Raw genomic sequence first — 14,250 nt, 5'->3', positions numbered from 1 at the left:
CGTGATTCAATAAAGGTTAACCGATGAACGGACAGCAAAGTAAAGCGTATAAAAAAGTATATTACTTTTAAATATTGTAAAATTGCACAAACAATTTGGTGGAAAGCCTTCCCCGTGAGGGGAAGGTGGGTTTTGCAGAGAAAAACTCGGATGAGGTGGCAATGTAGGTATGGAAAGATTATAAAATTAACACCTCATCAGTCTCGCTATGCTCGACAGCTGTCTCGTCTGCCGACTCGGTCGGCGATAAACGATTGCCATGGGCAATCATCGCCCTCAAGGGGAAGATTGCAAAAAAACGATCCATTTATGGGCAGCAAGTAATAATTGCATGGCTGGCAGATGGGTAAAAGCGCACTTGTGCACAGCCGGTATCGGGTAAGGCATAGCCCTGAAATGAAATACCACCGGTTGTTTTTCATATAAACAGCGGTTGTATCGTTTACAGGAGCTTCCGGTACATTGCAAAGGGAACCAATTACTGCCCATTGAACCAATAGGCAGGTTTAAAAATGTTCTTTTTGTGTCTGCGAAGTTCGTTTTGTATACCTCTTTATTTATTCCGGACAGCCGTTTTGTCGTTTGGATTTACTGCAAAGTTTGTGTTTCCCGAAACATTTGTCACTTCTTGATGAACGAGTGCCCCCAATTGTTCTTCGGACAGAACATCGGTGGGGGTAAAAGCTTTGCTTTGCATATAATTTATAAGTTGTGCTTTTAAATAATTTGCCGCCGGATCCTTTGAGTCAAACTTAAAGGAACAAACCACACATCTTCCGTCAAACGCCGCAAATTCAAAAAGTGCTGCCTGACGAATGACACATTTATGGGTGGACACAACCTCTATAATGGGATGGAAAGGCAGGCTCTTATCTTCAAAGCAAACCGCCCTGCCACCCTCAAAAAGCTCGGCAAACTGCCACCCGCAAAAGCCCTCATGCGGAATATCGCCTATGGCAGGATGGTCGTTTATGACCGTTGCAAGATTACCTGCACAACGCCCTGCAAGCGCTATTTTAAAGGTGCACGGCAGACTTGCAAAGGGGTCTGCACCAAGAAGCAGAACATCCTTGCCTGCCCGCAGTGCCGCAATCAGTTCTTGTTCTGTCATACCGCTTGATACCAGAATATCTCGTTCTGAAATTATATGCTCGGGGAACAGATAAAGCTCCCATTCGTTTTCAGTATAAAGCACATCTCCGTTCAAAGCAACGCAAAGCTCTATGGCACCGGGCGTTTGTACAGTCGGCAGAGTCATTTTCAAATGATAAATTTCCGACACTTTTCCGTTTTGGATTTCTTCAATTACAGCCTGTTGTCTTTCGATCACATCCCCATTTAAGGTGAGTCGGATATCCAGTACAGCATTTTTTAGAACTGCTTTGTGATAGGACGAGCAAAGAATTTTACAGGACAGTATTTCACCCGACTTGAAATTTCTCTTCCTTGCCAGATCGGTCAGCAAAATGGTTTCGGAATTGTACATACGTACATTGCGAACCGACTCCCCGGGTTTTAACTCGTAAAATTCGTTCATCATACCCACATCATAACCAAAAGTGTGCCAATGGGTATCAATGGGGCCTAAAAAATCATAGCCTGCAATATATTCACTGCGCCGTACCGCTTCAAAGCAGTATTTTCTGACACGTCGTTGCCATTCACAAGAATTCTTAAAATACAGTGGCGCGTTTTTTAACAGCCCTTTTTCGGCAAGATGTTCTTCAATGGAGGAAAACATTTCTGTTCGACCCACTCTTGTTCCTTTGTATCTGTCCTTTAAGCTTAAATCTGTGTATGTACCGTCAATGCAGATTTCATGGCTGACTCTGGGCTTGTGGTGATAAACTACACTTTTCGCATCCTCTGCGGCAGGGTCACATTTTATCGAAGTATAGCTGTGATCTCCGCCGGCGTAGCTGGAATACAAATCACAAAAGCCACTCGTCCGCTTAAACCGCGGCGGATGATGCTTAAAAGGTTCGTGCTTTAAGTGTTGCTCCTGCTCCGGCTCAATAAAATTATATTCTAATCCCCGGAGTGCACTGATGGGTGAGAATAAAGCATCTGTTTGCGCATGCACTTCAGCAGCACACTTTTCCAAGTGGCCAATAAAGGCGTCATCCATCTGTAACTCGTTGCCGCAACAGTAAATCACTACCGAAGGGTGTCGGCGACAAAACCGTACAATCTCTGCCCATTCAGCAAGTGTTGTGTTGCCCGGGCTTTCCACATGCACCAAAACACCCAATTCATCCGCTGCCTGCATATATTCCTCTTCCGGAATATAGGTGTGAAAACGGATAAAATTAAAGCCAAGCTTTTTGATATGCCTGATGATACTGCGATAATACTTCAAATCATGTGCGGGATGTATGGTTTCGGGGAAATAACAATGCTCACAAATACCTCTTAAGTAATAAGGATAGCCGTTCAAACTAAAATGCGGTCCGTCGGCAATCAACTTCCGTACACCGAACTTTCGCTCAATATATCCCTTTTCGCATTCTGCAATAAGTGTGTAGAGCTTCGGATTTTCGGGACTCCAACACGCAAGTCCCTTTGTATCAAACAAAAAATTACCCGTAGCACTTCCGCTTTTTAATACAGTTTCGCCATCCCGGATTTTCCAGGTAATGGGTGCTTTTTGGGTTGCAATAACCTCCACCGAAACGGTTTTGACATCTTCGGAAACTTTAATTACCACATCCCGTAAAGGTGATTCGTAAACTCTAAGTTCTACTTTTCCGGTAATACCGCCGGTATATTCGTTGGCGGCACGGGAAGTCAAACCTGAAACGGGATAACCGCCATACCCTGCAAGGCGATCGTTAGACACAGAAAGCACCACCGTATTTTCGCCGTTCTTCAGTGCGTTTTCGGGAACGGGCAGTTCAAAGGGCGTGCTGTAGCCCTCGTGTCTGCCGATATATGCATCATTTAACCAGACCATCACCGTGTTTTGTACGCCTTCAAAAAACAGTGTTTTTTCTCCGTCTGAGGGCTTAAAATCAAAGGTACGCCGATAAAAGAAATTACCCATTACATTTGGAAGCGCCATATCGGGACAGCGACCGGTCATTGGGTATCTTTGACCGCCAAATTCCGGATTGATTTTAATGTCATTCGCAAAAGGTAAAGATGTGAAAATTTCGGTCATATCCTCCCAATAGCCGGGTATTGCGTTGCTGACAAATGCTGTTTTGGAAGAAAGTGCCATATCTGACACATTCCAGGGGTTTTCCATTCCTTGGTATGCCTTGCGTTGATAGCTCATCTCCCAATTACCGTTTAACAAAAAGGATTGATACTGCATGTCAAAACACTCCATTTCTGTTTTTTAAATATTTTGTACCATAAGTGCAAGCCGCAGTCGGCTTGCTTCATCACTCCGTGGTACAATAATTGCATACATATAAAACACGAAGTGTTTTTTTCTGTGGGCGCAATTATTATACCATAAGTGCAAGCCGCAGTCGGCTTGCTTCATCACTCCGTGGTACAATAATTGCATAAATGTAAAACACGAAGTGTTTTTTCTGTGGGCGCAATTATTATACCATTAAACTGCATATCTGTAAATGGACAAATGTACCATAATCATATGAAAATCGAGCACACCTGCTCTGTCAGAACGGGTGTGCCTTTTGACATATATTCTATGGGTACATACTTTTTATAAATCTGTGAAGAATCGGGACAATCGGGCTGTTTTTTATTACTTTTGAATACGATACATATCAAAGATTTTAAGTTCTCGTGTGTTGAAAACGGTGTATCCGTTTTCAAAGCGAAAGTTTATGCTTTCATTTTCGGGGAGTAGGGTCACGGATTTTGGCTCTTGAGCCGTCTTTACCCGAATTTCAAAGGGAGAAATGATGGGGGCAACCGTTTTTTCGTTTACAAGAACGGTATTTACGGTCATTTCGTCACCGTTTTCAAAAACGGTGATTTCCACATCCTCGGGCGCATTGCTTTTAAAGGATAATGCCTCAAAATCTGTTAATTTTTTCAGCAAATTCATGAAAATTTCGCCGTATTCATAAAATCCCATACTCTCCAAATTAACGGCAGACCAGAGAATTTCACCCTTGCCGTAAGTTTTTAAAACAACTGCCGGGAAGTCTGTTGGTATGCCCGGAGGGTCGGAGTGAATGGAAGCAAAGCGATTCTCGGAAGGCTTTGTGTAGGGCAGTGTGATTTTTGCCAGAATTTCGCAATTGTCTTTTAATTGCAGGATAGGCGCGCTTCCCGAAAAGGGTAGCGGATACTTTTGGTTGAATCCGTAAAACAAGTCTTCACAGCCTTGCTCGGGAGCAATATAAATGTTTATCTCATCTGTTCTGCCCTGTATCTTGCAGTCCAAAAGCGCCTCAATCAGCGTAGGGTTGTCTGCGCCGCTTAAAAAGACTTTTCCACCGTTTTTTACATAATCTATAATTCGCTCGTTGTCATTTTGTTCAGATTTGGCAAGCAAAGGCAAAATGACGGTTTTGTACTTGTCAAGAGAATGATAAGGACCTGTGACGCCAAAGGGAATATGATGCTCTATCATAAATTTGGAGGCGTTTATGCAGGCGGTTTTGGAAGTAAATGGCTCATCCCTGAATATAAAATTGCTTTTTAAGCTGTAATAAAGGCCAATATCTTCCAACATTTCGCCTTTAAAATACGGCTCGTACATTTTCTGAAATGCAAAAACTTCGCCAATGCGTTCGTATACGCGTTTATCAAGGGTACCAATCGGGTCGATTGCGTCAATCACCATGGTTGCACCGTGATGTGCGGCAGTTAGCATAACCTCTGTTTTCATCTCGTCAGAGGATTTGGTAAGTGTGTGGGACTGAAGCGCGGGCTTACATCTTGAAAACATATAATCAAAGGGCTGATTTTTTGTGATGTTTTTATAAAATTTGCAGGCAAGGGAATGGTTTAAAATACCACCGTACAAATCACCGCCCACAAAATCGCTGGCTTCATTTACGGGCTCTGTACATCCGGAATAGTAGTCTGCAGCAATGGCAGAAGCAAAATTATGCTCTACAGAAAGGGATGAATCTATCTTTTTCACACAATCGGTTACCGACTGTATCCATTCACCCATCCATCTGTTTTTAGCTTCTACAAGTCTGTAAAAATCATCAGTTCCGTTTTTCGGTTTTACAGGTATGTCGCCACCGAATTCTTTTGCCCAGCGTTGCTTACACTTGTCACAATAGCAGGTGTGCGGCCAAAAGGGCATATCAAAGAAATAGCCCTCGCAATCAAAATAATCGGTCATATCCTTTATCTGTGCATACACAAAATTTCTGTAATCGGGGTTGTTGGGACAGCAAAAACCGTATCTGGTTTTTCGTACAGATGCAAAGTCGAGCGTTTCACCGTCTGACATTCCACCCTCGCGCTGTGACTTGCCCGAAAGGGTTTTCATCTGCCAGTCGGGGTGCATATCGTGCTCGATTGTGTTGTAATTTAAGCTGTAATAGCCGGTCACTAAAATATTGTTCTTATGACACAAATCAATCAGACGTTTAATCTTATCTTCGTTTCCGATGAACGCCTTGTGCATATGTCCCGTTTTGGTGGGGAAGTTACACAAGCCCACATGCGACTGCAGGTAAATCATTGCGTTCTGAATGTTTGCGGTTTTTAAGTTTTGCACATAATCTTCAATGGAAAACGCTGATAAAAACTGCTCATTCCAATCCTCAATGTGCATATCACACAAATGCCGTCTGTACGAATCCGAATACCACATAAAACCACTCCTTTTTATTCTTATCTGAGAGAAGCCATAACGTCGGCTTCAAATTTTCCGCCGGTGCTTCCGCAGCCTCGACTGTCGTGCCAGCGGTTGTTTTTCATATAAACAGCAGTTATATCGTTTACAGGGTCTATCCAGAAATGGGTGCCATAAGCGCCGCTCCAGCCCCAGCAACCGTCCGGGAGGTTTAAATCGTTTACGGCGATTCTTACACCTAAGCCCCAGGTGTGCCGTGATCCTTTCGGCATATATTCCATAGGTACATATTTTTGATAAATTTTTGAAAAAAGATCAGGTTTTACAATTTCCACGCCGTTGTAAGTGCCACCATTCCGAAGCATTTCGGCAAACACAAAATAATCCTCAATACTGCCCATCAGCCCGGCACCTGCACAGGTGTAGCTTAAAGGAAATCCTTCAAAGGTGTGATTGCCCATATCCACATTTGCACCACATCTGCCAACGGTTTTATCAAACATGGTTACGGCGCGTTGCCATTGCTCGCTTGTGGGTGTGTAGGTAATATCCCGAATGCCGAGCGGTTTAAAAATATATTCGGCAATGAAATCGGCATATTGCAGACCACTGTGCCGTTCAAGTAAAAGCGCGATTAAATCATAGGCAAAATATCCACTGTAGCCCGTTTCAAAGTATGGCTCTAAAGTTAAGCAGGTATTTTCAAGACAATATCTGACAGCGGTCTTGTTGTTTTCAAAAGCAGAAAGGGGCATGGCATTTTCCTGCACTTCATAAAGGGGACTTGATGCCATAAATCCGTTGTTGTGGGACAAAAGCTGATGCAGACAAACCGCCTTTTTGGGCTTATGGTCCGGAACAACTCTTCCTCCTTCCAACCGACCTACATAAAGCTTTTTCAAATTCGGGAAAATGCTTGCTTACAGGGGCGTTTAAGTCAAACCAGCCCTTTTGTGCACCAATCATTGTTGCCACGGCAGTTACGGGTTTTGTCATGGATGCTAAACGGAACATTGCATTTCGCTTAAGCGGTTTTTGGGTTAAATAGTTGCTGAATCCGAACCGCGCATCCAACAAAAGCTCGCCGTGCTGTGCCACCATGACCGCTGCGCCTGCAAGATTACATTCTTCAATATCTTTTTGGATGGTGGCAGAAACCTTTTCGTACAGCAGGGATTTATCTAATGTTTTCATTTTTGTTCTCCTTTGTTAAAGCTTTTTAAATTCCGCCCGATAAGCGGTCGGGGAAATGCCGCAATGCTTTTTGAATACACGCGCGAAATAGGAAACGTCCGAAATGCCGATTTCGTGTGAAATCTGTTCTATGCTCTTTTCTGTTCCTGCAAGCATACCCATGGCTTTATACATACGCATGCGATTTAGATAGGTCATGGGAGGCAGACCATATGTATCACCGAATTTTTTGATAAAATAGGTGGGTTGCATATACACAAGGGAAGCAAGTTCTTCAATTTTTATGGGGCTTGAAAGGTTGTTTGACATGTATTCCAAAACAACTTTGAAAGTGTTGTTGTCGTTATCGGAAAGCTTGCGTCTTTCCTCGGTATATATGCTGATGATGTTGATGATATTTGCACACCATTTTAAATCATGCAAGGGATTTTTAGTGAACTCAATCCGGTTGGAATTTTCAAACAGAGCAGTCATTTCGGCAGGATTTGGAATATCAACTACAAAGTTTTGTTCACAAAGTCCTAAGATGTTCATCAGGTTTTCTCCGTTTGAGGTGGCGGAAAATGCCATTTCGTACATAGAAAAGTGTTCTGAGGCGTGTGTATAGGCACGCATTTTGCCTTTGGGCAAAAACGCAAGCTGGTTGGGTCTTATGATGTGGGTTTTGGAATCAATATTTAAAAAGCATTCCCCTTCAAGCACCCAGAAGAATAAATCGTTTACACCAATGTGACCGACAGAGTCGCCTTTCCAAACAATAGGCGGAACGTATAGAGAAAGCTCTTTGGGTGAGACAGACAATTCTTTTAATTCGAAAATTTGGTTTGGCATATTATCGCCTCCTTGTATTCAGTATACCATACTGCAGTCAAAAAGTAAAGGAAAAATGGATTGTAATATAATCCGATGAAGTATAAAAAAATCCTGACTCGTCGGAAAAACCTTTTAAAATAGCGATTTGAATTTTTGTTTTTAACGTAATTTTATCATGAACTACATAATATAATCTCTTTACATTGTGCGGATTCCATACTATAATGCAAGAGAAAAAACTTTTTGTGGAGAAAGAGGTTGTTTGACTTTGAAAAAATACGTTTTGGTCGGATGCGGACACAGAGGCATTCATTCCTATGCCGTACCGCTTGTAAAAGAATATGAAGATTGTGCTGTGCTTTGCGGTGTGTATGATATTAATTTCAAGCGTGCAAAGCTGGTGAGCGAATTTTCGGGGAAGGATATTCCTGTGTTTGACGATTTTGACGAAATGCTTAAAATCGTAAAGCCTGATACGGTTATTGTTACCACCAAAGACTGTGCGCACGACGATTACATTTTAAGAGCACTTTATGCAGGGTGTGATGTAATATCCGAAAAACCGCTGACCACCACCTTTGAAAAGGCATTGCGCATCAAAAAAGCACAGGAGGAAACGGGAAAAAAGGTCATTGTTACCTTTAATTTGCGTTTTCATCCGTTTTTTAAAAGAATCAAGGAAATTGTGGCATCGGGCACAATCGGCAAAATTTTAAGTGTGCACTATGAGTGGATGTTAAACACTTCTCACGGGGCAGATTATTTCCGAAGATGGCATAGAGAACGGAAGAACTCCGGATCGCTTATGGTACATAAATCTACCCATCATTTTGACCTGGTAAACTGGTATTTGGAAGAAGACCCGGTTGAGGTTATGGCGTTTGGTACCAGACGTTTTTACGGCAATACGCGGGAAGAACGTGCGGAGCGTTGCACAAACTGTCCGCATAAAGAAACCTGCAAATTCTTTTTGGATATTGATAAAGAAATCTCTCTTAAAAAAATTTACCGCGATTGTGAGGACGTGGACGGTTATTACAGAGATAAATGTGTTTTTGCAGACGAAATTGATATTGAAGACAGCGTAAGCGTAAATGTGCGATATTCGGGCGGTGCGATTATGAGCTATTCTCTTACGGCGCATTCACCCTACGAAGGATTAAACCTTGTTTTAAACGGTACAGAGGGCAGAATGGAAATCAAACAGAACGGTTTGGCGACTGCAGCCAATTATGACTCTAAATCCAATAGCTCGCTGACCATCTACAATCGCAAGGGTGAAATTATTAACATGTACATTCCGCAAACAACAGCAGGCGGACACGGTGGTGCAGATACCGAGCTTCGGGACAGATTGTTCCGCCATCCCGACAGGACAGACCCCATCACGCAGATGGCAGATTTAAGAGCAGGCATGATGTCTATCGGCATCGGCATGGCGGCAAATGCATCCATGGCAGAAGGACGAAATGTGAAGCTTTCGGAATTTTATGACGAATTAAAGGAAGTGAAGCCGTGATTACAAAAATCAAAAATGCTGTCTTTTTGACCGACCGACCGGTGGAAGGGCAAAGCTTATATATTCAAGATGAAAAAATTCTTGCGCTTACAGATGAAGAAATGGATTTCGATGCGGAAATAGATGCAAAGGGATTGTATGTTTCTCCGGGATTCATAGATATTCATGTGCATGGCGGCGGCGGATACGATTTTGCAGACGGAGCGGTTTCAGATGTTTTAAATGCGGCCTTCGCCCATGCAAAGCACGGCACTACAACCATTTATCCTACCGCGCCTTCCGTGTCTTTCGAAGATACTTTGAAATTTGTTGAAAATGTAAGAGATGCCATGAAGCAAAATGCACCCGGCAAGCCTTATATTGCAGGCTCGCATCTGGAGGGCCCGTATTTCGCGGATGCCCAGAGAGGTGCGCAGAATCCAAAATACATCAAATCGCCCGTGCCCGAAGAATATAAGGCGTGGAACAAGGCGAGCTGCGGCACATTAAAGCGAATCAGCTATGCGCCCGAGCGAGAGGGAAGTGAAGCACTTTGCACATACTTGAATGAAAACGGGATAGTGTCTGCATTTGCCCACACCGACGGGATTTATGAGGAAATTAAACCCCTTGTGGATATGGGGTGCAAAATTGCAACGCATCTGTATTCGGGCATGAACGGTGTCACAAGACGAAATATGTACCGAAAGCTTGGCGCGGTGGAAACGGCTTTTTTAGAAGAGGATGTTACGGTTGAAGTTATTGCAGACGGTGTGCATTTGCCTGTGGAGCTTTTAAAACTTGTCTATAAGATAAAAGGTGCGGACAAAATGTGCATGGTGACAGATTCCATGCGCGGTGCCTGTCAGGAAAGCGGTCCGTCTGTTTTAGGACCGAAAGCAGACGGCATGGACTGCATTGTAAAAAAGGATGATGTGGCATATCTTACCGATATGTCCGCCTTTGCAGGGAGTGTTGCCACCTGTGACCGGCTGATGCGCGTGATGCATAAGGAGGTAGGCTTACCCCTTACGGAATGCGTTAAAATGATGTGCGAAACGCCTGCGAAAATCATGAAACTTGAAAAACGCGGTGCAATCAAAGACGGATATTTTGCAGATTTAGTATTTTTTGATGCAAACATATCCGTAAAAGAAGTTATAATAAACGGAAAAAAATTAAGATAAAACGGAGGGAAAATTATGGAAATCAGAATTTGTAAAAACAGTGAGGAATTGGGCAAAAGTGCGGCAAAATACACTGCACAGGTGTTAAGAGAAGCAATTGCGGAAAAGGGAAGTGCAAGAATTGTGCTTTCTACCGGTGCATCGCAGTTTGATACCTTGAAAGCTTTGGTGAAAGAACCGGGCATTCAATGGGATTGCGTGGAAATGTTTCACTTAGACGAATATGTGGATTTGCCCGAAACCCACGGTGCTTCTTTCAGAAAATATTTAAAGGAACGTTTTGTGGCAAAGGTTGGCACTTTAAAAGCTGCACATTTTGTGGACGGTACAGAAGAATGTATTGCAAAGCTTACCGAAGAAATCCGCAAAGAACCCATTGATATCGGGTTAATCGGCATTGGCGAAAACGGGCACATTGCTTTTAACGACCCGCCGGCTGACTTTGATACCAGGGAAGCTTATATTATTGTTAATTTAAATGAACGTTGCAAGCAGCAGCAGATGGGTGAAGGCTGGTTTGCTACCATTAATGATGTGCCCAAGCAGGCAGTTTCTATGACTGCATACCAGATTATGCAGTGCAAAAAAATCGTTTCCTGTGTACCCTATAAAGTAAAGGCGGAGGCGATTGAGAACACCATTAAAGCCAAAGAAGTAACAAATTTGGTCCCTGCAACCCTTTTAAAAACACATCCCGACTTTGTTTTGTATTTGGATGAAGACAGCGCGGCAGGCATCTTAGCATAAATGAAAGAAAAAGAGTGGAGAGAATTTTATGAAGGCAACCCCTTTATCCAATGAACCATATTATCCGTTGCTTTTGGCAAACGGCAGGGATGGCGTGCTGATTAATTATGACGGAAGCAATTATGTTTCCCGAAACGGACATACGCACGCTGAATCCCATCAGGGTGCGCCCTGCGGATGGTACAAAATGTCTACCGCTGCTTATGCTGCCAATCAGCAGCCGCTTATCCGTGCAGGTGTGCAGGTGATTTTATATAACGCGCCTGCAGAGCCTAAGTTTTTTGAGCAGAGCTTTGATGCAAAAACGGCAACAGCACACACTGTTCTTGCCTTTGCAAAAGGCATAAAGATTTCTATTGATGCCTTTCTTAACGCCGAAAGTATTTGGTGCGAAAGAGTGACGGTTCTTGAAAATCCTGATGGTGCGGAACTGGATTTAGGCTTTGAAATCAGCGCACCCGATACAGGTTTTCGGTGTATGCAGTTTGCAAATGATTCCGCGGTGACGACAGATGCGAAGCGGGATATGCTTTTGTTTGCCTACGAAAACCAACCGCCGGAAAAGTCTGCCTATAGAGGAAAAGGTGCATTAATTCCTTCCATACCCTTTGATGAAATCACGGCAGACAGCAAAAACAAAAAACGTGCTTTCGCAAAGGGAATGTATAAAAATGTAAAATCCGGTTTTTGTGTGGAACGCGCAATGATTTGCGTGGGCGCGGAAGAGCAGATTGATTATCTTTCGCTTTTGCAAAAAGCAAAAGAAAACTATTCGGTGCTCTACGTGGCGCATAAATTGGGATGGGAAACCTATTTTTCAAGCTGTGGCATTGAAATTCCCGACGAAAAGCTTAAAGGTGTTTATGAGCTCAGCCGTTATACTATCAGGGCGCATCAGCATCCCGAAAGCGGACTTGTGTGTCTGGGTATGCTTCCGAATCTCTGGCAGGGCGGTATATGCTGTGCGTACGATGCGTCCTTTGCCCATGATGCGTTTTTAACCGCAGGCAACTTTAAAGAATCCCTTGCATATACGCACTCGTATTTTATGTTTGCGGATGTGTGCAGAGAAATACTCAGCAGTAAAGGCGTAAAAGGAACAACCTTTTACGGCTGGACAACAACTGACGGAACGTATGTGACCCACTATATCGATCCCTTTGACTGGATTACGCAGGTTAAGCCGCTTTTTAGTGCATACTGTGCGGTTGCCATTTATTCCGAGTGGGTGTATCAACCCGAAGCAATCGGTGAGGATTTGAAAGAAGTGCTTAAAGAATTGCTTTTGTTCTATACGGATTCTATGCTGATTGAAAAAGAAGATGTAGCATACATCAAAAGCGTAGAGTCTGCGACCGAAGCCGGCTATGCGGTTGAGGTGGACAGCTTTACACAAGCGCTTTTTGCAGCGGCGTTTCGCTACGCAGGCATCATTTTAGAGGATGAAACCTATATAGAAACTTCTGAAAAAATGTATCGTGCACTACAAAAAAATGTGCGTGCCGACGGTGTGCTTCTTTCCCATGAAAATGCCCCCTATATCGGTGGCACGATGAAAGAGTTGTATAAATTTTTGCCAAAGGGATTTGACATAAAAGCATCTATGGATGCAGAAGTTGAAGTGGGGAAGACACCGTGGGGCATGGATAATGACACCACTTCGGAAGAATACAGGCATTGGCCTTGGAATGATTCCAAAACGGCACGTTGCTATATACGGCTGAAAGAAAGCCAAAAGGCAATGGAGTTGATTCGGCATTTCGGTTACGGGGCATCCTCGCTCGGGGCGTTACCCGAGAAAATCCGTCTGGATGGATGCCCGATTAATTATTATTACCCTTCACCGGCAGGGCTTTGCGTTGCTGCCGTGAATGAGGCGTTTGCCTGTGCAACGGACGAAAATGAAATTCTTATAGCAGGCGGTATAGATGCACCCTGGGAAACGTTTTCCTGCAGAGATATCCGGGTCAGCGGAAACATTGCGGTCAGTCTGAAGGTGGAAAACGGAAAAATGGTGTATCTGAAGCTACAAAACAATTCTGCACAAAACCGGGTCTTAAAAATTTCGGTTAATCCCCAATACGCAATCGGTTTTAAACTCGGTGAAATCACCTTAAATGCCGGTGCAACTTTTGAAAAAATAAATTAAGGAGAGTTAACTATGGCTATGTTGTTGATTCCGCTGATTCCGCTTTTGTCGGTTATTCGCTGTGCATTCATCAAGCAATCCTCCAAAGGAGAAAAGAAGGTAAACATTTTTGCTTTTAATGCAGTACAAAGTATTTCAGGCATACTTTTAATGCTTGTGATGTCAGGCTTTAGTCTGCGTTTCCATCTGCCAACTTTTTATTATGCAATGGCATATGCTGTTTTTTATCTTGTGGGTATGATATCCGATTACAAGGCTTTGTCTGCAGGACCGCTTGCGTTAACATCACTTATTTGCTCGTATGCAATTGTAATACCCTGCTTTTACGGCTTGTTCTTTTTAAATGAAGCTTTGGGAGTCATGCGGATTGCCGGTATCCTTTTGCTGCTCGTTTCTATGTTGCTGATTAACAAGAAGGATGATGAAGATAAAACAACCCAAAAAGGCTGGCCATTATATGTGTGCATTTCGTTCATTTGCAATGGCGGTTTGTTGGTAATTAATAAAATGCACCAGACACATTTCCCCAATCAGTATCAGAATGAAATGGTTGCCGATGCATTGGCGGTTGCGTTTGTGGTGTTTTTGGTGCTGATGATTATAAACGGCTTCATACATAAAAAGAAAGCCGGCAAAGACCGGGAAAAAACTTCTGCAAAAGTATTCTATGGTTCTCTGGCGGGCATTTGCGTGGCAGCGATGCAGTATGTTTGCTTATTTGTTGCCGCAAGAGTGGATGCTATGATTATGTTCCCGTTAGATGCAATCTACGGCACGCTGTTCAGCGTTTTAGCATCCCGATTCATGTTCAAAGAAAAATTTACGCTTTTGCAGATTGCAGGCATTTGTACTGGTGTTTTATCGGTCATTTTGCTGAACAGCTGAATAAACAAGGAATAGCCGTTTCCGGGTATTCCTTTTT

10 protein-coding genes are annotated in these 14,250 nt (G+C 43.2%); 5 read left to right on the top strand and 5 right to left on the bottom strand.

Annotated elements, in window-relative coordinates; all coding sequences use genetic code 11:
- Positions 1-553: 553 nt before the first annotated feature.
- The 5 genes from IJE10_07345 to IJE10_07325 form a co-directional block, all read right to left on the bottom strand.
- A complete protein-coding gene (locus IJE10_07345) occupies positions 554-3,316 on the bottom strand; it encodes a beta galactosidase jelly roll domain-containing protein (protein MBQ2967913.1) in 2,763 nt (920 codons plus the stop codon).
- Between the two features lie 402 nt (positions 3,317-3,718).
- Positions 3,719-5,758 carry a beta-galactosidase trimerization domain-containing protein gene (locus IJE10_07340; protein ID MBQ2967912.1) on the bottom strand — a complete coding sequence of 680 codons (2,040 nt, stop codon included), beginning with the start codon at positions 5,756-5,758 and terminating at the stop codon, positions 3,719-3,721.
- A gap of 20 nt (positions 5,759-5,778) precedes the next feature.
- On the bottom strand, positions 5,779-6,618 hold the full coding sequence (locus IJE10_07335) for a beta-lactamase family protein (GenBank protein MBQ2967911.1): 840 nt from the start codon (positions 6,616-6,618) through the stop codon (positions 5,779-5,781).
- A complete protein-coding gene (locus IJE10_07330; GenBank protein ID MBQ2967910.1) occupies positions 6,587-6,934 on the bottom strand; it encodes a beta-lactamase family protein in 348 nt (115 codons plus the stop codon). The genes IJE10_07335 and IJE10_07330 overlap by 32 nt, the downstream gene beginning before the upstream one ends.
- Before the next feature lie 15 nt (positions 6,935-6,949).
- On the bottom strand, positions 6,950-7,765 hold the full coding sequence (locus IJE10_07325; GenBank protein ID MBQ2967909.1) for a helix-turn-helix transcriptional regulator: 816 nt from the start codon (positions 7,763-7,765) through the stop codon (positions 6,950-6,952).
- A 250-nt stretch (positions 7,766-8,015) separates the two neighbouring features.
- On the opposite strand from IJE10_07325, the gene IJE10_07320 reads away from it, so the two are divergent.
- From IJE10_07320 to IJE10_07300, 5 genes are read left to right on the top strand one after another with little or no spacing between them, the layout of a single operon-like run.
- Positions 8,016-9,266: a Gfo/Idh/MocA family oxidoreductase gene (locus tag IJE10_07320; GenBank protein MBQ2967908.1), complete on the top strand. Its 1,251-nt coding sequence runs from the start codon at positions 8,016-8,018 to the stop codon at positions 9,264-9,266.
- The gene (gene nagA, locus IJE10_07315; protein MBQ2967907.1) at positions 9,263-10,432 is read left to right on the top strand and encodes an N-acetylglucosamine-6-phosphate deacetylase; all 1,170 of its coding nucleotides are present in this window, start codon (positions 9,263-9,265) and stop codon (positions 10,430-10,432) included. The genes IJE10_07320 and nagA overlap by 4 nt, the downstream gene beginning before the upstream one ends.
- Positions 10,433-10,447: 15 nt before the next feature.
- Positions 10,448-11,179: a glucosamine-6-phosphate deaminase gene (locus IJE10_07310; protein MBQ2967906.1), complete on the top strand. Its 732-nt coding sequence runs from the start codon at positions 10,448-10,450 to the stop codon at positions 11,177-11,179.
- Between the two features lie 28 nt (positions 11,180-11,207).
- Entirely contained in the window at positions 11,208-13,328 is a 2,121-nt protein-coding gene (locus tag IJE10_07305) for a hypothetical protein (GenBank protein MBQ2967905.1), read from the top strand.
- A gap of 12 nt (positions 13,329-13,340) precedes the next feature.
- The gene (locus tag IJE10_07300; protein ID MBQ2967904.1) at positions 13,341-14,213 is read left to right on the top strand and encodes an EamA family transporter; all 873 of its coding nucleotides are present in this window, start codon (positions 13,341-13,343) and stop codon (positions 14,211-14,213) included.
- Positions 14,214-14,250: the final 37 nt, after the last annotated feature.

The sequence above is a fragment of the Clostridia bacterium genome, from assembly GCA_017410375.1.
Classification (GTDB): Bacteria; Bacillota; Clostridia; order RGIG6154; family RGIG6154; genus RGIG6154.
This window is presented reverse-complemented; position numbering and strand designations above follow the sequence as displayed.